Here is a 20,390-nt window from a genome sequence, read left to right on the forward strand (position 1 = left end):
GGATGAAGCTTGAGAATGCCGTTTTTTTGAATGCGGAAGGATGTTTGGAAAGAGGCGGGTTTCGCATAGTGAACGGGAAAATCACCTTTCAACCTGACGCTCAGGAGGAAGAAGTGATGGATTGTGAGGAGTACATCATTGTGCCTGGATTAGTGAATGTCCACTTTCACAGCTATTCCCCTTTAGCAGCCGGGTTGATGAAAGAGATGGCTATTCAGGACTGGGCTGGTGATTCTGACCAGGGCCGCATCCAGCAGCTGTTTTTTGATTATCTCGATCATTATATGTCCCAAGAGCTTTTCTATAAGGTGGCGCAGAAGAGTTACATCGAAATGGTGAAAAGCGGGATAACCTTCGTGAGCGACTCGGATCCCGGCCCATCTCCGTGGCAGCTGAGTGAAGCGGTGAACGAACTGGGAATCCGGGGAATCGTAGATACATATGAAGAAATCGGGGAGTATCATAACAAAATCAACGGACGAGTGATGTTCGGAACGCACTTGCTGGAAGAGGAAGACGTGACCGAAGAGGAACTGCTAAAGCTGCAAAATGAGAAAGAAGCGTACAAGGCGGTCCGGATGACCCACTGCATGGAAAACAAGTGGCGCCACGACCTTGTTTACGAGGCGTTCGGCCGGTCCAGCGTCGAGCTCTATCAGGAGCGCGGCCTGTTGGATGAGGAGACTGTCCTTTTTCACGGTGTCTATCTGTCTGAAAAAGATATCGAAAGGATTGCAGATCATGAAAGCTCCGTTGTGCACTGTCCGTTATCCAACCTCGACACCGGAGCAGGGGTGGCGGATGTTCCTCTTATGATTGAAAAAGGGGTGAACGTCTCTCTCGGCACCGATTTCGTCCACACGAATATGTGGGACCTTATGAAGATGGTGTATTACGGATTGAAAATCCACCAGCCGGTCGACCGCTTTTCCGCCGTAGACGTGTGGAAGATGGCAACAGAGAACGGCGCGGCCGCGTATGGAATGCGGGACAAGCTGGGCCGGATCGCAGAAGGCTTTGAGGCGGATCTTGTGTTCATCAGAAAAAATGAATATACAGGCACTTTCTTTGAGAACGAACGATTTTCCGATGCTCTCCACAACCTGTTATTCCAAACGAGGGACGAGGATGTGGCGCACGTCATGGTCGAGGGGGACTGGGTGATGAAAGATAGAAGGATGACGAACATCGATGAAAAGGAAATCAATGAGGCATTTGTAGAAATACGTCAGGAATTCAGGGAATATGTGGCCCAGCGGGAGCTATCCTGATGCAGGCGGTCCTGTTTGATCTGGATGGCACGCTGCTTGACCGGGACGCTTCTGTACGGATGTTTATTACCAGGCAGTATGAGAGATGGCAGGAGGCGCTCAGCATCATTCCTAAAGAAACATACGTGCAGCGGTTTATCGAACTGGATGACCACGGATACGTTTGGAAAGATGTTGTCTATCAGCAGCTGATTGAGGAATTTGATATCAAAGGTGCAGCGTGGGAAGAACTGCTGGACGACTATTTGAAACATTTTCAAGATTCTTGTGTACCCTTTCCTTTTCTCATCGAAATGGCAGAGGGGCTGCAAAGCAATGGGTGGAAGCTCGGAATCATAACAAATGGACGCGATCCCTTCCAAATGGACAACATGGAGGCGATCGGCATCCATTCTTATATGCAGGAAATTCTTATCTCCGAATCTGAAGGCGTAAAAAAGCCGGATTCAGCCATTTTTAAAAGAGCGGCCCGGCGTCTGGGAGTGCCGGTGGAAGCCTGCGTATTTGTTGGCGACCATCCGGAAAAAGATGTCCAGGCAGCAGCAAAAGCAGGCATGAAAACCGTTTGGAAGAAGAACCCACTTTGGAAAACAGCAGAAGCCGATGCTGTGATCACCGGATTAGAGCAAGTTCCTGTAGTGCTGCGTAACTTACTGAAAAAAGAGAAAGCGGATATCATTCAAGGGCACTGTCCTGGTCTGTCTGTGCATGCTATGGAAAGATATGAGCTTGGTCAGAACAATGACGTCTACCTCATCAATGGGAAGTATGTGTTCCGCTTTCCGAAATACAAGGAAGGGGTTCAGAAGCTCATTCAGGAAACGCGTGTCCTTGATCATATTCAAGGGAAACTCCCTCTTTCTATTCCTGAACCTGCATACAGGTTTTTGGATGATCAGGAGCCGGAGAATGCTTTTGCGGGCGTCCGGTGGATCGAAGGAGAGCCATTGTGGCCTGAGGATATGGAAAGACTGGAGGAGTCCTTGCAGAAACACATCGCAGGACAGTTGTCCTCGTTCCTCTGTAGACTTCACAACATACCGACCGAACGTAGGACAGTAGAGAAGACGACAGCGGAACAGATAAAAGCTGACCTTGAAACGTTATATGCAGACATCCAGCACCGATTGTTTCCTTTCATGTGCGGCCCTTCCACGATAGAGGTGAAAGATACTTTCGAAGCCTTTTTTGAGCAGGAACGGTTTACGTTTTCCACAACGCTCATTCACGGAGATTTTGGTCCGTCCAACCTGCTCTGGGATAAAAAGAGCAGGCAGGTCACAGGTGTGATAGACTTCGGAGAAACAGGCATCGGCGATCCTGCCTATGATTTTGCAGGTCTTCTGTCCGGTTACGGCGAAGCTTTTGTTAAAGAGGCATTGTCTCTGTATCCAGGCGGGGCGCAGATGTTTGAACGTGCCCATTTCTATCAACAGACGTTTGCTTTGCAGGAGGCGCTCTACGGTCTGGATTATGGGGACAGGGCGGCTTTTGAAAGCGGAATGAGCAGGTATCAGTGATGGGAAAAGGAGGGGAATGCATTGGTCAACTATCATAACCGTACGTTTGTATCCGTCGAAAACAGCCCAGGTGGGGAAGTTTCGTCCAAAACACAGTTTACGTATTACCAGGAGGGCCGCATCCTTTATGCGGATTATGCAGGTGGAGATATTATCAAAGGGCGGCTGATTGGAATTGTCCATGAGGATGATACGCTCGAATTCAGATACAATCATATCAACACCGATCATGAAATCAGAGGAGGTAAGTGCCGGTCTGTGCCGCACATCAACGAAGATGGACAGCTGGAGCTGCATGAACAATGGCAGTGGATGGACGAGGAACAGACAACGGGTTCGTCCATCATTAAAGAGGTCGAGTCACGGGAGCTGCACCGTACATTTAAAGAGAAGAACCTGTAAATGCACGATCGAGGGGAAGAAAGAAGGCACGATCACGGACAGCCCGGGATCGTGCCTTCTTTTTATTCCTTTACATACTTTTCAAAATGACGGCCCCAGTGCGGCTGAGTTCCGTCCGCATCCTTAAATCCATAAACGTCGGAAAGTCCCCACGTACTCAGTGCCTGTCCGTTAAACCGGGCGGCATCCGGATCGAGTACGAGGTGTTTCAACGCCTCTCCAATGTAAGCCGGCGATTCAGAGGCGATGAAGTGAGGATCGACCTCGGCGCCCTCCCTCCAGTTTTCCTCTGTCACACCAAAGTGTTCCAGCATCGCTTCGGAACGGAGGAACCCCGGTGTCAACGAAACAGCGGTAATGCCAAAGGCTTTCAAATCCTCCGCCATCGCTGCGGCCATGTGGATGTTCGAGACTTTGGCAAGGCTGTAATAAAAACTGCCGCGGTAATTGTAGTCGGTGCCATCCGTTATTTCTACAATCAAACCGGAGCGGTTCTTTTTCATAAGCGGTACAGCATGATGAGCCGTAATGATATGGCCCTGCACAGCCTGATTCAGGAGCTGCAGCCCTTTAGTCATATCATGATCCGCAATATCTTTTCCCCATTCAGTCAGCGGGTCACCGCCCCAGATATCATTGACGAGGATGTCGAGTTTTCCGTCTTGTTCCTCTTCAATCTTTTGAAAAAGTTTTTGAACATCTTCTTCTTTCGTGTGGTCGACTTTGACCGGAATGCCTGTCCCGCCGGCTTTTGTAACAAGCTCCGCACTTTCTTCAATCGTTTCCTTCCGCCCCATCGGGGATTGTGCTTCTCTTGTTGTCCGTCCGGTGACGTAAACGACAGCTCCGGCTTCTCCAAGCTTGACAGCCATTGCTCTGCCTGCTCCCCGGGTTGCTCCTGCTACTACAGCGATTTTATTGTTCATGGTCATATAATCTTCCTTTCCTTTGCGTTACCTGTATCCTACCTTTAATCTATGACAAAGAGTGTCATACTTGAAAAAGAGGAGGGGTTTTTTTATGAAAGCAGAACGTTTGATAAAAATCCTTCTGCTTCTCCAGCATGGACAGACGATGACAACGCGCCGGATGGCTGAGGAGCTGGAAGTATCAGAACGGACCATCCACCGTGATATGGAATCCCTGAGTGCTGCCGGACTTCCGGTGTATGCAGAGAAAGGAAGAGCAGGGGGATGGAGACTCGTCGATCATTGGAAACAGAAGCTCAGCTGGCTGAAGGAACAGGAGATGCTGGCTTTATTTCTTCCACCAGCAGATAAAATCATACAGGATCTCCACATGGATGATGGCGGGGACGACCGAATGCAGAAGCTGCTTTTATCACTGCCTGAACATTCCAGAGAGGCGGCACGGAATGTATGGTCCCGTATATATGTAGATATGGGCACATGGAAAAAACGGGGGGAGGAAACAGGTCCTTCTCTGGATATTTTGAAAAAAGCGGTCATGGAGGAGAAAAAGGTTCAAATGATTTACGAAAAAGCTGATGGAACGGTGACAGAGGAAACCATCTGCCCGCTCGGTCTGATTGCCAAGTCGAACCAATGGTACGTGGCTGCGCTGAATGATCAGGGAGAGTACCGGAACTATAAACACGCGCGGGTCCAAACAGTAATAGAAACAGACGAAACGTTTGAAAGACCTGCTGACTTTCATCTGGCTTCCTATTGGGAAGCGTCTAAAAAACAGTTCACACGCAATCTCCCAAAGTATCCTGTTACACTCCGCGTTTCACCGGAGGCCTACCGCCGCCTCTTTTTTACTCCGCGTTTTGTCACGCCGGATGGAGAAGGCCGTACAGGGGCTGATGGCTGGGTGGAGCAGCCATTGTTGTTCAACACGGAAGAAGAAGCGGCCGGTTTTGTCACAGGATTCGGCGGACAAGTGAAGGTGTTGAAGCCTGAAGCACTCATTGGAAAAATTAAAGCGAGAGCACAGGGCATTCTGGACCTTTATAAATGAATCTCAGAAAGGCATGAACCCTCCTGTTTTTTTGATATGATATAGAAGAAGGAAATGTCAGGAAAAGGGAGGACGAAAATCATGGGGAAAATAAAAGTAGGACTGTTGTTCGGCGGGAAATCCTCGGAGCATGAAGTGTCGCTTCAGTCTGCGAAAAACATCATGGAAGCGGTGGACCATGAACGGTATGAAGTGACGTTGATCGGTATTGATAAGCAGGGGGGCTGGCATTTAAGCAGCCCGGATGAATACTTAATCCATGAAAATCACCCGGATAAGATCGAACTTTATAAATCCAATAAAAACGTGGCGGTTGTTCCGGGTCGGGTGAAGGATCAAATTGTCCATGTCACAGGATCAGAAGCATTGGATCAGCTCGATGTCATTTTTCCGATCCTCCACGGCCCCTTAGGAGAGGATGGGAGTGTGCAGGGGATGATTCGGATGGCCAATCTTCCTTATGTCGGTCCCAATGTACTAAGCTCCGCGGTGTGCATGGATAAAGACATTACGAAAAAGCTGCTGCAATCAGCCGGGTTTCAAGTTGCTGACTGGTTGACGGTGAAACGGTCGGCATCAAGTGCTCCTTCCTTTGAGGAAGTAGAGAACAACCTTGGTGTTCCTTTCTTCATTAAACCGGCGAATCAAGGGTCCTCCGTCGGTGTCAGCAAAATCAGGACAGAAGCAGAGTATAAAGAAGGCCTGGACAAAGCGCTCCAGTATGACCACAAGGTGATGATCGAAGCGTTCGTGGAAGGCAGGGAAATCGAGTGTGCCGTGCTCGGAAATGATCATCCCGCCGCTTCCACCGCTGGAGAAGTGCTGCCCAACAGTGATTTTTATTCCTATGAGACGAAGTATATAGATGAGAACGGGGCATCACTAAAAATCCCGGCCGACTTGGATGAGACCGTGATGGAAGACATCCGGATCCAGTCCGTACAGGCGTTTGAAGCTCTGGAATGCCAGGGCCTTGCTCGGGTGGACTTCTTCCTGAAAGAGAATGGCGAGCTGATCATCAATGAGGTGAACACGCTGCCCGGTTTTACTAAAATCAGTATGTATCCAAAACTGTGGGAAGCGAGCGGTATTTCTTATCCGAAGCTGATTGAGAAGCTGCTGGATCTCGCCATCGAACGGCATCATCAGGATCAAGCATTGAAGAATACCGTTGACTAATCGGAGGAAGAACGCTTCATAAGCGAGGCTTCCCTTGTAATCAGAATCGCTGCGATAAGATGAAAGAACCAGTCCCATGGTGTGTAGAAAATCATAAGAGAAGCGGCTATCCCGACAAGGTTTCCTGCGATGGGAAGGCCGCTTTTTTTTTGCGAGTAGAAGGACAAGCAAATGAACGGCTGCCATTACCGTGAATGAATAAGGAATGAAGATTAAAACCAATCCGTAAACGGGGACAATGGCCATAAACTCTATACTGCCGGTGATCCATTTTAGGACCTTGATCGTTTTCATAGTCGTGCTCCCCCTTTCTCTTTCATTTAAAAGGGTGGAGGAAAAAGCGTCAAGGGAATGGACTGATATATTGGGGGTTTCATCGATATATTTGGATTTTGATTGATATATCTCAAAAAAAATCGATATATGCCAAAAAAAATTGATATATCCACTATTTAAGTGATATCCGTCCAAAAAGCCATAAAAAAGAAAGTCGTCTTTCAACCGCTTTCTCAGGGAAACCTGCTTTCCTTTACCTTCCACTGCTTATCTGAATCGATGACCCGGTTCAGTTTAGTGCAGAACGTTTCCGCTTCTAAAAGGGTCGCGAATGTTTTAGTCAAATGGCTGCTTGAATCTTTTAATGTTTCCACTTTCCCATTCCGTGTTCGTTCTATAAGGAACATCTTTGCTCAGCCTTTCTATATCAGCAGGTTTATTTACTATATTTATATAGTATTGTCTCACGAATCTGGATAGAAAGGAACAGCTCGATGTGTTTTGACATATTCCTTTAATATTGTAAAGGATCATGTAATAAAAGGCATAAGAAAACCCTCCAGTCAAAGCTGGAGGGTTTTAATATGGGTTACTTGGCTTTCTTCCAATAAGCAGCGTCCTTATTGGAGCGGGTTGGCGGGAATGTATCTCCATTGCTCAGTTCGATATGTTTTTCATCTTCCGTAACGTCCGCATCGTTACCGCCGTTTACCAAACCATCAAATTCGTACGTGCCGTTTTCAGGTGCTTTTTCTCCAGTCTTATAACGATCTGCCATTTAAAAAAACCCCTTTTCATTTATTTTTGTTACATAGAGAATATACCCATATCCATTTCCTATAAACGTAAAAAACACATAGAAATGGTAAAACATTATTATTTAGGAAAAATGATATATGTAATAAAATGTAATGGGTGTAGAAAGAAGGAGGAAAGATCATTCCGACTGTTAAGATTGAGTGTGGGTATTTTATTCATTTTATAGAGTAGAAACAAACGGGCAGCATGGAAGGAGACTTATATAAGAGTCTTTTTTGATGTGGATTGTTTTATCTGTAAATAGGCGACAGAACAAGCGGTATCTCCTCTAGCTAATAAAATAATAATAAAAAGTAATGAGTGAGTGATGATATGTATTACAAATCAGGAGGTTGTATTTATTGCGGGATGCCGGCTCACTACTGTAAGTGCAGAGGCCGACACCGCAGGGCATCGAAATGTTCCGAGTGCTGTAATAACCGCTGTAAGGGCAGTGCGCCGTCCTGCATGTTGTGCAAGAAAAAACCATGCTGCTGCACCTGCTATTTCATAACAAGACCGAAGTCTTTTCCTGTCACCTACAAATGTCCACCTGCCAGTAAGTGTCATAGAAAACCACTGCCTCGTCGGAAAAAGAAGAAGAAGGACTGCGACAAATATTGTCCTCCATCCTATGTCTATAAGAAATTTAAACAGGAAGGGCAGACCCAGGTTCTTGGGGAGCAGGTGCAGAACCAAGCACAGGCCCACGGGGATCAAGGCGGCCAATTCCAAGGCCCTCAGGAGCAGAATCTTGCTCAAGGATATGGAGATCAAGGAGGCCAGGCACAAGGTCCGCAGGAGCAGAGCCAGAGTCAGGGCTACGGAGATATCGGAGGTCAGACGCAGGGGCCGCAGGAGCAGAACCAGAGTCAGGGCTACGGAGATCAGGGAGGTCAGACGCAGGGACCGCAGGAGCAAAATGTATCTCAAGGGTATGGGGATCAGGCTGGTCAGACGCAGGGACCGCAGGACCTTACCCAGAATCAGGGCTACGGAGATCAGGGCGGTCAGACGCAGGGACCGCAGGAACAGAATGTATCTCAAGGGTATGGGGATCAGGCCGGTCAGACGCAGGGGCCGCAGGAACTTACCCAGACCCAGGGCTACGGGGATCAAAGTGGTCAGAACCTGGAAGGTCATACGAATAATTCGCCGCTGAATAATGAGCAGACCATTGACACTTCCGTCAGTGGAGTGACTGTGAATGTCACCACGACTTGTGAGGACGATAAAGATTGTGGATGTTATGACTACGGCTGCCGTGGGAGAAAGAAAGGGAATGGAAAGTCACGCAGTAAAGAATGTGACTGCTGCACAAAGAATTTATCGGACCTGTTGGAAGATATCCGTACAACCCAGCAGACAGACCCAGCCGGCAATCCCATTTCCATTTATTTAACAGCTCCTGAAGGAGATCCGATCGAAAATCAGCAGATTTTTAACGTGAATGGGTGCGCGACGGTTACGTATATTGAAGCTGGACAGACGACCGCTGTACCGAATGCTACATCACAACTGTGTAAAGTGGCTGGAATCCAAGCGGATGACACGTCAGCAGATGTGTTTGCACTCTTAACAACATTGTCCAATTCGTGTGAGGAGGAATACGGGTCTTCCTGTGGATGTGAAAATTGCGCGAATGGTATAGGAGAGGATTTGGCATGTACCACCAGGTTCGGCATACAGATTAATCTAAATGTCGAAGGCCAGGCTGCGCCCATCCCCGATCTATTTGTACAATCCATCTGCGGATGCTTAGGGTTTTTCGTCGACGATTTGATTAATCCAACGGTTATATATGTGTTTACGTTATGTTCAGTAACTGGATATAATGTTCTATCACAAACATTGGGATCATAATAAACAACCACCTCTGATGGAATTCATCAGGTGGTTGTTTTTATAGTCAAGGTGTTTCTGAATCATTATTCTGTTCAGTTTCAGAAGTGAATTTTTCTATTGTGTCATTTAGTCTCTTCACTTGCTCTGACAAATCCTGTATCAGCCGGGCCATTTCCTCATTACTCACCGGATTTTCACTTGTTGACGTTTCCTGGATGGAGTACTCCTTGCCGTTTATGGTGACTTTATTTGATTTTCCCTGTTTCGTTACGTGACCTTTCAAATCGCTTGCTTCTTTAATTTTCTTTTTTAACTCCTCGTTTTTTCCTTTAAGAAGTGCTTTTAAATCTGACTGAAACCCCTTCATCATAGTGTTCATTTCTTTGCTGAGGTTTTTTTGTTTTTCATTAAGAGACTTTTTATCGGACCCATTTTCATTATTCATATGATTTTCACTCATCGTTCCACCCCTAAGCATGTGATATCTACGGTATTGTATGAACCTTACACCTGGATCGTGTGGAAAGTTTCAAGGTATCAAAAAGGATACCATGCCACAAAAATGTGCATACTTACATGGTCTTTGCGGCTGTGCTATGCTATGTCTGCATCACCGAAACAAACCAGATTCGTGCAGGGAAGTGTGCGTTTGAAACCATCATAGGAATGATCGTTAGTCCGCTGAGGGACGGGCAGCGTGGCACCTGTGAATCCTCGATGTTGGAGAACGGTCTGAAGATAGAGAGAAAAGATCATCTGTGACGTGTGGAATGGCGTTGGTGACGTCTTCTACCATTAAACGTGACCAACAGTCGGACGCGGTAAGATTCCTGAATGACTTCAGTCATATCTGGTCAATCGGAGATCATAAAGCTTTTTGGACAGACAAAATAGAGAGAAAAAAATCTACATTTAAAGGAGACAATTGGAATGGAACCGATTCAAGCACTAAATCAACGTTATTCAACAAAGGAATTTGATCAAGAGAAAAAAATCTCTGCAGAAGACATTGAAAAAATCAAAGGGATGCTGCAGCTTGCTCCATCTTCTACAAACGTACAGCCGTGGCATTTCATCCTGGCAACGACAGAAGAAGGGAAGAAACGTGTAGCCAAAGGTGCAGAAGGGACGTTCAGCTTCAACGAACCAAAAGTGCTGGACGCTTCAGCGGTCGTTGTTTTTGCAACGAAAACAGACATCACGGATGAGTTCCTTCATCATATTAGTGAAAAGGAAGACCAGGACGGTCGTTTTGCTGAACAGAAATTCAAAGAGATGAACCATAACGTACGAAAAATGTTTGTGGATACCCATAAATTTGACCTGAAGGATCTATACCACTGGTCTGAAAAGCAGACGTACCTGAATGTAGGAAGCTTCCTGCTTGGTGTGGCTGAACTTGGGATTGATGCTGTCCCAATGGAAGGTATGGATATGAAGGCCTTGGATGAGGAGTTCAACCTCCGCGAAAAAGGATTCACTTCCAGCGTGGTTGTTTCCCTGGGCTACCGTAAGTCAACGGACTTTAACGCGGAGCTGCCAAAATCCAGACTGGATCAGGCGGAAATCATCGAGGAAGTGTAACGGTATAGAGGAACAACGAAAACAGGTGGGGCTGGCAGCCCCGCCTGTTTTTTATTTCCCGCTGTTTCGAATGGCTTTTTCCATCAGAAACTGTACGCCGTATATGATGATGGATAGATGAACGCAGATGAAATACCAGATCGTATGATTGATTTTTTTCAATTTGAATAACCCGAGCCGCTCCCAGACCTCTGCTAATGCATAAGCATTGATGATATTTAAGAGCGCATTCAGCAGTACATACTTTTTGAATGTCCCATAGGTGAATTTGAAAATCCAAATGGTTGCCAGAAAGAACGGTCCGATTTTATACGTGTAATCCACAGGTCCGGGGGAGAGGGGGTTTTTGTTCTCCCACCATTTCCTTTGATTCGAAACAACGCTGAGGACGCTGATAATTAAACTTGTAAAGCTGGCGATCGGTAAATATCTGAAAAAGGTCCGCTTACCGAGGAAGAAAGCTGAAAGCCAGGAGAGGATGAACAAAGTTACCGGGAATATAATCTTCAGCTTAGGTTTAGCCATTTTTTCCGCTCCTTACATGCAATCGTTGCAGTTAGGGTGTCCATAATCCTGCAAAACCATGCCAGACAGAGACGTTACATTAAAAAACGCCAACACCTGACCAGCCATCTTGAGGAGGTAACCAGGCATGACCTCTCACTCTGAGGTTCTGAAGCGTGGTTTTCAAGATGACCAAAGGAAAGTGATTTCTCATCTTACTTTTTATTAGGGGGGGATGGAACACATGCAGGGACCCGCTCAAGGCAGGCTCGGGTAGTTGGTTTAGAGGAATTGTTACAAAAATGCACAAAAAAAGACTTCCCGGAATGGGAAGTCTTTTTCAACGAGTAACGATTACTTTTGAACGTTAGCCGCTTGTGGTCCGCGGTCGCCTTCAACGATTTCAAACGTTACTGTTTGGTTTTCTTCTAGAGTTTTGAAACCTTCGCCTTGAATAGCAGAGAAGTGTACGAATACATCGTCTTGTCCTTCTACTTCAATAAAACCGAAACCTTTGCTTTCGTTAAACCATTTCACATTACCTTGTAACATAAATTGTTACCTCCTGCGTGGATCTGATCCACATTGTATTACTATAATTGCTCTGCATATTCATTCCAGACGAAAGTCACTCAAAAGTTCCTTCTGCTTTCATTCCTAAACGAACAAGAATAATTAATTACTACTATAACAGCAGCTATGGGATAAGTCAACAACACAGAAAAAAATCCCGGCTTTTTTTAATAAATGGTTTGTTCAGGCTGAGGGTTAGACGTTAAAGACTTCTTTTAAGTGCTGACGGAGTTCCGACACATATTTTTCGATATCCGGATTCTTCATAACATCATGCGCACCGAAGCTCTTCAACGGCTCAAGACCTACATATTTGTTCATATTGTGCAGGTGATCGAGAGCTCCTTCAATGTCCTGTCCCTTAAAGAATTTTTCCGTATCGTTGAATGCGTATTCCGGAGCATTCCATGTTGTGGAGAACATATATTTTCCTTCTATTAATCCACCGTGACCGTATTCGCCACCACCGCCGAAGAACACACCGGGTTCATAAACGGCATCAATATAAGTTTTGAAAGCACCTGGAAGGCTGAACCAATTGATTGGTGTTTGGAAAATGATGGTATCAGCCCATTTGAACTTCTCCTGCTCTTCTTTCACGTCGTAGCCGTCTTGAACGACCGTTGTTTTGATATTGTAAGAACCTTCCAGGCTGTTGATGATTTCATCGAACAAAGTTTTATTTAAACGCCCTGGTGAAAAGGACCAGTATTCGTGTCCGTTAATGATCAGTATGTTTTCCATGATGATTCCTCCTAAATAGTTTTATAGTTCGAAAACCGTCGAACTGTTATGTATAGTAGCACCTTTTGTTAGGTTTTGCAACGATTTATAACTTACGGAATAAGTGACCCACGAATACGATTGTAACCATAAAAAAAAGAGCCGCACAGGCTCTTTGATCTCAAATATCTTCTTCTTTGACTACCGTAACAGCCTTTAATAACCCTGGGAATTTTTCGTCAACCTCATCTCTTCGTAGAGAATAGATATGCTCCTTTCCTTCAATTCTTGCTTTAATCAGGCCGGCTTCTCTCAACACTTTTATATGGTGGGAGACCGTTGATTTCGGCAGCATCAATTTCAGGGAATAGGCTGTGCAGTTATTTTCGATGCTTTCATCTAAACAACGAATGATTTTTATTCTATTCGGTTCACTTAATGCGTGAAGGACTTTGGTAAAAGGAATGGTTTCAATAGGTGGTTGATAAGGTAATTTCATACAGGTCATTTTAATGTGTTCATACTCGAAAAGCAAGCGTAGAGGTTTTAGGGGCGGGCTTTATTCGTTTAAGAATGCATACAGGGGATTCATGCTGAACGTTGTACGTCTGGTCAACTCCATTTATTTTATATTTTCAGAATAGGGCTAATATTTACTATTGTTGGAAGCGTCTTCATTTTTAAATACATTACTTATATACTGAAAACGGCAGGAATAAATAAAAACGGCAGAAATATTTCTCGGACGTTTTTTATTTTGCAACAAGAGAGGAGAAATTTATGTTGGAAAACAAACGTAAAGGATTGTTTCAAAAAGGATTGGATGTCATTGAACGCGTGGGGAATAAACTCCCGCATCCAATCACATTGTTTGCTGTCCTGGCTCTGTTGGTTGTTCTTATATCGGCTGTAGTCTCGAGCTTCGGAGTCAGTGTGGAGCATCCCGGTGAAGAAGGGGAAATGGTTGAAGTCAAAAACCTGCTCAGTGCCGATGGCATCGAGTACATTTTTTCCAGTATGACAGACAACTTTATCGGATTCGCGCCGCTTGGGGTTGTCCTCGTGACGATGATCGGAATCGGGCTCGCAGAACGGACAGGGCTGATCAGCGCGTGCCTTCGCGGTTTCGTATTATCTGTTCCTCGAGCGTTGATTACATATGGTCTCGTATTCGCTGGTGTCATGTCCAGTGTAGCCTCTGATGCCGGTTATGTAGTGCTTCCGCCGCTGGGAGCCGTGATTTTTGCCGCTCTCGGACGCCACCCGCTTGCAGGTCTGGCTGCGGCTTTTGCCGGTGTTTCCGCCGGATTCAGTGCCAACTTGTTTTTATCAGCGACCGATCCCCTGCTGGGAGAGCTGACGATTGATGCGGCAGCGATTATTGACCCTGCCTATGCAGATGGCATGAACATTGCGATGAACTATTACTTTATCATTGTATCGGTCTTTCTCCTCACCTTCGTTGGTGGGCTTGTAACTGAAAAAGTTGTGGAACCGCGTCTTGGTGAATACAAGGGGCAGTTCCGCGAAGAGTTAAAAGGGCTTGAGGCCGTAGAAAAGAAAGGGTTGAAATGGGCAGGTATTTCGATAGCCATTGCTGTTGTATTAACGGCATTGTTGATTCTTCCTCCGGGCGCACCGCTGAGAGGGGAAGATGGTGCGATTATCCAGTCGCCATTCATGAGTTCCCTTGTACCAATCATTACGATTCTGTTCTTTATTCCAGGGTTGTTTTACGGCATTGCCACGAAGGAAATTAAAAATGACAAGGATGTGGCCGAACAGCTTTCAGATACGATGGCATCGATGGGGATGTTCATTGTGCTCGCTTTCACGGCTGGTCAGTTTGTCGCTTACTTTTCAGAAACCAATATGGGGCTTGTGATTGGGGTTTATGGTGCTGAACTGCTCGAATCCGCCAATCTTTCGGGCATCCCATTGATTTTAGGATTCATCCTCGTTGCAGCTGTCATCAATCTGTTCATCGGCAGCGCATCCGCAAAATGGGCGATGATGGCCCCGGTGTTCGTACCGATCATGATGCAGCTCGGCTATTCTCCGGAGCTGACACAAATGGCGTACCGGGTGGCCGATTCAACGACGAACATTATTACACCACTGATGACCTACTTTGCGATCATTATCGCCTTCGCTCAGAAGTACGATAAGAAAATGGGAATCGGAACACTGATTTCCGTTATGTTCCCGTACACTGTTTTCTTCCTGATTTCCTGGACGATCATGCTGATCATCTGGATGATGACAGGAGTGGATTTAGGGCCGGGATCACCGATTCATTATTAACAAATCCAAAGGACGTCCGCCAATACGGCGGGCGTCCTATTTTTATGCATCATGTAAAAAAGATTGACAACGGAATGTCAAGGTTGGTAATCTGTCGAATATATAGAGGTCGTTCTATCTAATTTTTAATCTTTGACGCTTCGCCCCATCCAATACTCACAAACCTGCTGCTGGTGATGAATCCAACTTAATATGAGAAGAGGTCAAAAATTTTTGGGATAGAATTATAAAGGTCGTTCTATATAATTTTTAGGAGGATGAGAAATGAAACTTCAGAGGCTTGTTTTACCAGGTGTAACTATGATCGCCATCTGCTATGGGTTTGCGCGTTTTAGTTTTGGTTTACTTCTTCCAGATATAACGAGGGATTTAATAATGTCTGATTCGGTCACTGGCTTGATATCTTCCATCTTTTATATAGCCTATTGTTGTACGATCGTTCTTTCTATTGTTTTCACCACCTCAAATGGCCCGAGGTTGATGATTCTTTCAGCGGGGTTATCTGCTTTTATTGGACTGGTCTTCATGGCTGTATCGACCAACCCCGTTATTCTTTCCATAGGTGTTTTTTTTGCTGGGGCAAGTACAGGTCTGGTTTCTCCGCCCTTTGGAGCGGCCATTTCGCTTTGGATTAATGAAAAGGATCAAGGGAAGGCGAATACATGGATTAATTCCGGCACTAGTTTCGGGATTTCCTTATCTGGGATGGGTGCCCTGTTCCTGACGTCGGACTGGAGGCTTACCTATATGCTATACGCTGTCCTTGCGTTAGGGGTGTTCATATGGAATTTCATATCCATACCGAAAGGGACAGGCACATCCGACACAATCTTAAGAAAAGGAAAACTTTCCATAAAAGGACAAAAAGGTGCCGCGCCTTTGATTTCAGCTTCCCTCATGCTGGGGTTTGCTTCGGCGGCATTTTGGACATTTTCAAGGTCCTTTCTTGAAGCCGCTGGAGGATATGATGACTGGTTCCTGTCAGGGTTCTGGATATTCATTGGGATCATGGGCGTTTTAGGTGGGTTTTCAGCCATTGTGGTTGAGAAGAGGGGGGTATCCTTCGCCTATAAGCTGAGTGGAATTGCGTTATCCGCCTCCCCGGTCATCCTGGTGTATTTCCCATCATCATGGCTGGGGGTTTATGGATCTGCCGGTTTATTTGGATCCTCTTATATTTTTTTAACGGGCGTCCTTTTAATTTGGGGCATTCGTGTCTTCGTATCGAACGCATCCCTTGGTATAGGTGTTCCTTTTCTAACCTTGGCATTAGGGCAGGTTATGGGGTCTACCCTGGCCGGCCTCAGTATTGAAGCATGGGGATACGCAATAACCTTTACTCTTTATGGAGGTATTGGATTCCTCTCATTTTTAATCAGTCCTGGTGAAAGAAAAAGTTCTGATTATCTTGAAAAATGGGGGTGGAAGATCCATGCGGATTATCAAAAGGAATAAAACCTCAGGAGGGATTAAGATGAATAAATTCACAAATATGTTTTGGACTTCTTTAGCCATCGGAGTGTTATTCGTAATATGGGGAGTTCTCTTTCCGGAACATTTACTAAGCGTCATGACTACGACAAAAAATCAGGTGTTGAACACATTTGGCTGGTTTTATCAATTCTGTATAGCCCTATTTTTTATAGGAGCCCTCGTAATAGCATTCAGCAGGTTTGGTCAAATCAAGTTAGGGAAAGAGGGAGAAAAACCTGAATACAGCCGGCCGACCTGGTTTGCGATGCTGTTCAGTGCCGGGATGGGAATCGGACTCATTTTTTATGGGGCTGCAGAGCCAATGACACACTACGAGTCACCCCCTTATGGTGAAAGTGGCACAATTGAAGCTGCTAAATTAGGGCTGAAATACTCCTATCTGCACTGGGGGTTCAGTGCTTGGGCCGTCTATTCTGTTGTAGCGCTTACCCTTGCCTACTATAAATTTAAAAAGGATAAGCCGGGTTTGATGAGCACGACACTGTATCCGGTGATAGGAGATCGTGTAGATGGCCCTATCGGTAAACTCGTCGATATCACAGCTGTTTTTGCGACATTGTTCGGAGTAGCCATCTCCCTTGGAATCGGCTCCTCCCAAATTAACGGCGGGCTTCATTATATGTTTGGAATTCCAAATAATTATGGGGTACAGCTCGTGATTATGCTGGTCACCATGGTGTTGTTTATTACCTCTGCAGCAACAGGTATTTCAAAAGGGATAAAAATTCTCAGCAACACGAACTTGATTTTAGCAGGCTTTTTACTGCTTTCTTTCCTTGTCTTAGGTCAGACACAGTTTGTACTGGAATTGTATTCAGCCACCTTCGGGTCGTACGTTCAGGATTTAATACATATGAGCTTTCGCTTTACACCGTTCCAAGAGGACAGCAATCAATGGATTAAAGATAATACAATCTTTTATTGGTCTTGGTGGGTAGCCTGGTCTCCATTTGTGAGTACATTTATTGCCCGCGTATCAAAAGGCAGGACTGTCCGGGAATTTATCTTAACTGTTGTTATTGCTCCAGCTGTTGTCTGTACCTTATGGTTCGGGGTGTTTGGCGGGAATGCATTATTTCTGGATTATGTACAGGGGCTGGATGTTGCCGGACAAAGCTTGGAAACTTCCTTGTTTTTTGTGATGGAGCAGCTGCCATTCAGCGGTTTATTATCTATCGCCGGCATTTTACTCATATCTACTTTCTTTATTACATCTGCAGATTCTGCGATATTTGTATTAGGCATGCAGACGTCTAATGGGAGTTTGAATCCTCCATTCTTCGTAAAGCTGAGCTGGGGGGTCATTCTTACAGCCATAGCAGCCATTTTGATGTGGACGGGAGGAATCGCAGGTCTTCAGGCGGCCACAATTATAGCGGGCTTACCATTAGCCGTTATTCTGTTAATCATGGGGGCAGGATTAATAAAAGTCTTTAGCACGGATATGATGAAGCGAAAGAAGAAGGATCAACACGCTGCTTAATGATTCCTATGTTTTACATTAAGAACCATTTATGAATATGAATAACGGTCCTTAACAACGGTGTGGAAGGATGGGTTTGCCATTCAAACATCATGTTGATACTATGAGAATGATTAGTTCTATCTAGTAAAAGGAGTCAGAGATGATATGGGCCGTTCAGTAAAAAAAGAAGCAATACTCCAGACAGCCGAACGTTTATTTTATGAGCACGGCTTCAGGGGAGTGGGGTTAAAACAGATTACCAATGAAGCATCAGTAGCTACAATGACGATTTACAATCACTTTTCTTCTAAAGAGAACTTAGTGGAAGAGGTCCTTAAACAAAGGGAAGAACGCTATTGGACTTATTTGGATTCTCATGTAGAAATGAATTCAGACTCTCCTTTTATACTGGCCGTCGAAGCACACGGGCGTTGGCTGAAAGAGCAGTCTTATAAAGGAGACATGTTTTTAAGAGCGATTGAAGATTATGCAGGTGCGAACAATGAGATTGAAAACATTGCGCGTGGTCATAAATCCAGGCTGCTTGAATATTTTCAGCGGCTGGCTCAAAAAAAGGGCAAAGAAAATGAGACAGACCTGGCGAATCAGTTTACACTTCTCCTTGAAGGAACGACATCCATGACGACATTAATCGGTGCTGAAAAGGCCACCGAACATTCGATTAAGATGGCCCGCACAATTGTCCGTCACACTCTTTAGATGTTTGGTGATGCAGGTGAAGCAAAAATGATGCTGGAATTAGTAATGAATCAAAGGACGTCCGCCATTACGGCGGACGTCCTTTTGTATTCATCACGTAGAAATAATTGTGTTACAATACAGATAATTACAAATATGGGAGGTGTCATACCTGAAGGAAGATCGAAAGGATATGAGCGAAAAGGAAAAACTGGAGGAAATTGAACGATTGTATGCGGTAGAAGAACGCCAGAGTGTCATCCTGAAAAAGCTGACAGGCCAGGGGCTTTATGAGCCTGTGGAAACGACGGAAGAGGGGGGCGCTTCTTATCGATTTAGACCATCCCCGACAGCGTGAAATATGGGATATCGATAACGAATAAATCCGTATTAAGAAAGCGAAATAACCGCAGGCAGCAGAATGACATCCTTCATCCACGAGTTTGCTACCTACATAACACCTCTTTAAAACTTCAAAGCTGTACACTAGAGATCTTTCCCACCAGGCTGCGGTCGTCCATTCCAAGTCTTTGTGATTAAAAATATCTAAAGGTGGGGTTGTCGTGAAGCACTATGCTGTCTTTCAAATGCCTGAAATCATCCACTATGGGCGTGGAGCCTTTCAAACGATTGGAAAAGAAGCGTCTCTCAGGGGAAGGAGAGCGTTGATGATCAGCGATCCTGTCATGGACAAGCTGGGATATGTCAACGAAGGCCGAAAGTACTTAACTGAATCTAATATGGAAAGCGTTGTTTATTCAGGAGTTGAATCTGAACCGACAGACGTTTATGTAACCGAAGCTCTCGAATTGTTCCGGACGAAGCAGTGTGATGTTGTGATCTCTCTGGGAGGCGGAAGCTGTATAGATACAGCTAAAGCCGTTGCTGTCCTTGCATCGAATGAAGGGGATATCGGTGATTACCGGGGCGGGAAGAAAACAGTGGATGTAAAGTCGGCTCCCCATCTGGCGGTACCGACAACAGCGGGGACCGGTTCGGAAGCAACGGATGTAACCGTCATTACGAACACCACGGATGATGTGAAAATGATGATCAAACAGCCGGCCTTTTTGCCGGATGTGGCGATTGTTGATCCGGCGCTCACTCTATCTTCACCGAAGCATGTCACAGCAGCTACAGGAATTGATGCCTTAAGCCATGCGATTGAAGCTTATGTATCGAAAAAATCTCATCCAATGGCCGATTCTATGGCTCTCTCCGCTGTGAATTTGATTGTCCAGCATTTGAAAACGGCTTATCATGATGGGGATAACATCGATGCGAGAGAAGCGATGTCCTTGGCTGCGATGCAGGCGGGGATTGCGTTTTCCAATGCCTCTGTCTGCCTGGTTCACGGCATGTCGAGACCGATTGGTGCGCTATTTCATGTTCCCCATGGGTACTCAAATGCGATGCTGCTGCCCGCTGTGCTGGAATTCAGCAGGAATGAGGCGGTGGATCGACTGGCCGACATAGGGAGGATTTTTTCTTCAGGCGGTCTATCTTCCAATGAACAAGCGGCAGATCACGCGGTGTCTTCCGTTAAAGAGTTGTGCCGGGAGCTGCACATCCCCAATTTAAAAGAATGGGGTATTGATAAACAGGATTTTGAAAGCGTTATCAATAAAATGTCTGCGGATGCATGGGACAGTGGAAGTCCAGCCAGTAACCCTAGAGTACCGACGCTTTATGAAATGGAAGAGCTGTACCGCGTCTGCTTTGACTATGATTTTTCACAACTGTCACACGCAGGACGGAACAGGGGATAGC

The 20,390-nt window shown here is 45.6% G+C and carries 20 protein-coding genes; 13 read left to right on the plus strand and 7 right to left on the minus strand.

All coding sequences use genetic code 11. From position 1 onward, the window contains the following. Nucleotides 1–2: 2 nt before the first annotated feature. The 3 genes from H615_RS0102715 to H615_RS20755 are packed head-to-tail and all read left to right on the plus strand — an operon-like array spanning nucleotide 3 to nucleotide 3,193. Nucleotides 3–1,271: an amidohydrolase family protein gene (locus H615_RS0102715; protein ID WP_027953715.1), complete on the plus strand. Its 1,269-nt coding sequence runs from the start codon at nucleotides 3–5 to the stop codon at nucleotides 1,269–1,271. Beyond that, complete coding sequence (locus H615_RS22860; RefSeq protein ID WP_342341470.1) at nucleotides 1,271–2,791, plus strand: HAD-IA family hydrolase; 1,521 nt, start codon at nucleotides 1,271–1,273, stop codon at nucleotides 2,789–2,791. The genes H615_RS0102715 and H615_RS22860 overlap by 1 nt, the downstream gene beginning before the upstream one ends. Nucleotides 2,792–2,812: 21 nt before the next feature. Continuing rightward, complete coding sequence (locus H615_RS20755) at nucleotides 2,813–3,193, plus strand: avidin-fold protein (RefSeq protein WP_051254567.1); 381 nt, start codon at nucleotides 2,813–2,815, stop codon at nucleotides 3,191–3,193. 62 nt (nucleotides 3,194–3,255) lie between these two features. On the opposite strand, the gene H615_RS0102735 is transcribed toward H615_RS20755, so the two are convergent. Next, nucleotides 3,256–4,125 (minus strand): SDR family oxidoreductase, encoded by an 870-nt coding sequence (locus H615_RS0102735; protein ID WP_027953716.1) that lies wholly within the window; start codon nucleotides 4,123–4,125, stop codon nucleotides 3,256–3,258. Between the two features lie 88 nt (nucleotides 4,126–4,213). Here H615_RS0102735 and H615_RS0102740 point away from each other — a divergent pair, with 88 nt between their 5' ends. Both H615_RS0102740 and ddlA read left to right on the plus strand, forming a co-directional pair. Next, nucleotides 4,214–5,176 (plus strand): helix-turn-helix transcriptional regulator, encoded by a 963-nt coding sequence (locus tag H615_RS0102740; protein ID WP_027953717.1) that lies wholly within the window; start codon nucleotides 4,214–4,216, stop codon nucleotides 5,174–5,176. Between the two features lie 81 nt (nucleotides 5,177–5,257). Then, nucleotides 5,258–6,355, plus strand: a complete 1,098-nt coding sequence (gene ddlA, locus H615_RS0102745; protein WP_027953718.1) for a D-alanine--D-alanine ligase — start codon at nucleotides 5,258–5,260, stop codon at nucleotides 6,353–6,355. An 865-nt stretch (nucleotides 6,356–7,220) separates the two neighbouring features. Here ddlA and H615_RS0102750 read toward each other — a convergent pair. Beyond that, nucleotides 7,221–7,409: a YjzC family protein gene (locus H615_RS0102750; protein WP_027953719.1), complete on the minus strand. Its 189-nt coding sequence runs from the start codon at nucleotides 7,407–7,409 to the stop codon at nucleotides 7,221–7,223. Between the two features lie 707 nt (nucleotides 7,410–8,116). Here H615_RS0102750 and H615_RS20760 point away from each other — a divergent pair. Then, nucleotides 8,117–9,292: a hypothetical protein gene (locus H615_RS20760; RefSeq protein ID WP_051254568.1), complete on the plus strand. Its 1,176-nt coding sequence runs from the start codon at nucleotides 8,117–8,119 to the stop codon at nucleotides 9,290–9,292. 46 nt (nucleotides 9,293–9,338) lie between these two features. Here H615_RS20760 and H615_RS0102760 read toward each other — a convergent pair whose 3' ends face one another. Beyond that, a complete protein-coding gene (locus H615_RS0102760) occupies nucleotides 9,339–9,734 on the minus strand; it encodes a hypothetical protein (RefSeq protein WP_027953720.1) in 396 nt (131 codons plus the stop codon). Between the two features lie 470 nt (nucleotides 9,735–10,204). On the opposite strand from H615_RS0102760, the gene nfsB reads away from it, so the two are divergent. Next, the gene (gene nfsB, locus H615_RS0102765) at nucleotides 10,205–10,858 is read left to right on the plus strand and encodes an oxygen-insensitive NAD(P)H nitroreductase (RefSeq protein ID WP_027953721.1); all 654 of its coding nucleotides are present in this window, start codon (nucleotides 10,205–10,207) and stop codon (nucleotides 10,856–10,858) included. Between the two features lie 51 nt (nucleotides 10,859–10,909). On the opposite strand, the gene H615_RS0102770 is transcribed toward nfsB, so the two are convergent. From H615_RS0102770 to H615_RS0102790, 4 genes are all read right to left on the minus strand, one after another. Further along, nucleotides 10,910–11,383 carry a hypothetical protein gene (locus tag H615_RS0102770; RefSeq protein WP_027953722.1) on the minus strand — a complete coding sequence of 158 codons (474 nt, stop codon included), beginning with the start codon at nucleotides 11,381–11,383 and terminating at the stop codon, nucleotides 10,910–10,912. A gap of 333 nt (nucleotides 11,384–11,716) precedes the next feature. Further along, on the minus strand, nucleotides 11,717–11,914 hold the full coding sequence (locus H615_RS0102780) for a cold-shock protein (protein ID WP_027953723.1): 198 nt from the start codon (nucleotides 11,912–11,914) through the stop codon (nucleotides 11,717–11,719). A 216-nt stretch (nucleotides 11,915–12,130) separates the two neighbouring features. Continuing rightward, nucleotides 12,131–12,679, minus strand: a complete 549-nt coding sequence (locus tag H615_RS0102785; protein WP_027953724.1) for an NAD(P)H-dependent oxidoreductase — start codon at nucleotides 12,677–12,679, stop codon at nucleotides 12,131–12,133. Nucleotides 12,680–12,839: 160 nt separating this feature from the next. Then, the gene (locus H615_RS0102790) at nucleotides 12,840–13,157 is read right to left on the minus strand and encodes an ArsR/SmtB family transcription factor (RefSeq protein ID WP_027953725.1); all 318 of its coding nucleotides are present in this window, start codon (nucleotides 13,155–13,157) and stop codon (nucleotides 12,840–12,842) included. A gap of 281 nt (nucleotides 13,158–13,438) precedes the next feature. On the opposite strand from H615_RS0102790, the gene H615_RS0102795 reads away from it, so the two are divergent. The 6 genes from H615_RS0102795 to H615_RS0102820 all read left to right on the plus strand — a co-directional run bounded on the left by H615_RS0102795 (nucleotide 13,439) and on the right by H615_RS0102820 (nucleotide 20,389). Next, entirely contained in the window at nucleotides 13,439–14,962 is a 1,524-nt protein-coding gene (locus H615_RS0102795; protein ID WP_027953726.1) for an AbgT family transporter, read from the plus strand. Between the two features lie 264 nt (nucleotides 14,963–15,226). Continuing rightward, a complete protein-coding gene (locus H615_RS20765) occupies nucleotides 15,227–16,417 on the plus strand; it encodes an MFS transporter (protein ID WP_084162958.1) in 1,191 nt (396 codons plus the stop codon). Nucleotides 16,418–16,436: 19 nt separating this feature from the next. Continuing rightward, the gene (locus tag H615_RS0102805; protein WP_035531184.1) at nucleotides 16,437–17,939 is read left to right on the plus strand and encodes a BCCT family transporter; all 1,503 of its coding nucleotides are present in this window, start codon (nucleotides 16,437–16,439) and stop codon (nucleotides 17,937–17,939) included. A 147-nt stretch (nucleotides 17,940–18,086) separates the two neighbouring features. Next, nucleotides 18,087–18,641, plus strand: a complete 555-nt coding sequence (locus tag H615_RS0102810; protein WP_027953728.1) for a TetR/AcrR family transcriptional regulator — start codon at nucleotides 18,087–18,089, stop codon at nucleotides 18,639–18,641. A gap of 172 nt (nucleotides 18,642–18,813) precedes the next feature. Then, on the plus strand, nucleotides 18,814–18,978 hold the full coding sequence (locus H615_RS22240; protein ID WP_156896420.1) for a hypothetical protein: 165 nt from the start codon (nucleotides 18,814–18,816) through the stop codon (nucleotides 18,976–18,978). 205 nt (nucleotides 18,979–19,183) lie between these two features. Next, nucleotides 19,184–20,389 carry an iron-containing alcohol dehydrogenase gene (locus tag H615_RS0102820; RefSeq protein WP_027953729.1) on the plus strand — a complete coding sequence of 402 codons (1,206 nt, stop codon included), beginning with the start codon at nucleotides 19,184–19,186 and terminating at the stop codon, nucleotides 20,387–20,389. Nucleotide 20,390 lies beyond the last annotated feature (1 nt).

The sequence above is a fragment of the Halobacillus kuroshimensis DSM 18393 genome (genome assembly GCF_000425705.1).
In the GTDB taxonomy this organism is placed as follows: Bacteria; Bacillota; Bacilli; order Bacillales; family Halobacillaceae; genus Halobacillus; species Halobacillus kuroshimensis.

Excerpts from the sequence above, each read along its gene's own strand:
- H615_RS22860 (WP_342341470.1), top strand. The coding sequence starts at position 1,271 with ATGCAGGCGGTCCTGTTTGATCTGGATGGCACGCTGCTTGACCGGGAC.
- H615_RS0102795 (WP_027953726.1), top strand. The coding sequence starts at position 13,439 with ATGTTGGAAAACAAACGTAAAGGATTGTTTCAAAAAGGATTGGATGTC.
- H615_RS0102735 (WP_027953716.1), bottom strand. The coding sequence starts at position 4,125 with ATGACCATGAACAATAAAATCGCTGTAGTAGCAGGAGCAACCCGGGGA.
- H615_RS0102740 (WP_027953717.1), top strand. The coding sequence starts at position 4,214 with ATGAAAGCAGAACGTTTGATAAAAATCCTTCTGCTTCTCCAGCATGGA.
- nfsB (WP_027953721.1), top strand. The coding sequence starts at position 10,205 with ATGGAACCGATTCAAGCACTAAATCAACGTTATTCAACAAAGGAATTT.
- H615_RS0102805 (WP_035531184.1), top strand. The coding sequence starts at position 16,437 with ATGAATAAATTCACAAATATGTTTTGGACTTCTTTAGCCATCGGAGTG.
- ddlA (WP_027953718.1), top strand. The coding sequence starts at position 5,258 with ATGGGGAAAATAAAAGTAGGACTGTTGTTCGGCGGGAAATCCTCGGAG.
- H615_RS0102770 (WP_027953722.1), bottom strand. The coding sequence starts at position 11,383 with ATGGCTAAACCTAAGCTGAAGATTATATTCCCGGTAACTTTGTTCATC.
- H615_RS0102715 (WP_027953715.1), top strand. The coding sequence starts at position 3 with ATGAAGCTTGAGAATGCCGTTTTTTTGAATGCGGAAGGATGTTTGGAA.
- H615_RS20765 (WP_084162958.1), top strand. The coding sequence starts at position 15,227 with ATGAAACTTCAGAGGCTTGTTTTACCAGGTGTAACTATGATCGCCATC.
- H615_RS0102790 (WP_027953725.1), bottom strand. The coding sequence starts at position 13,157 with ATGAAATTACCTTATCAACCACCTATTGAAACCATTCCTTTTACCAAA.
- H615_RS0102750 (WP_027953719.1), bottom strand. The coding sequence starts at position 7,409 with ATGGCAGATCGTTATAAGACTGGAGAAAAAGCACCTGAAAACGGCACG.
- H615_RS0102810 (WP_027953728.1), top strand. The coding sequence starts at position 18,087 with ATGGGCCGTTCAGTAAAAAAAGAAGCAATACTCCAGACAGCCGAACGT.
- H615_RS0102780 (WP_027953723.1), bottom strand. The coding sequence starts at position 11,914 with ATGTTACAAGGTAATGTGAAATGGTTTAACGAAAGCAAAGGTTTCGGT.
- H615_RS0102785 (WP_027953724.1), bottom strand. The coding sequence starts at position 12,679 with ATGGAAAACATACTGATCATTAACGGACACGAATACTGGTCCTTTTCA.
- H615_RS0102760 (WP_027953720.1), bottom strand. The coding sequence starts at position 9,734 with ATGAGTGAAAATCATATGAATAATGAAAATGGGTCCGATAAAAAGTCT.
- H615_RS22240 (WP_156896420.1), top strand. The coding sequence starts at position 18,814 with ATGAGCGAAAAGGAAAAACTGGAGGAAATTGAACGATTGTATGCGGTA.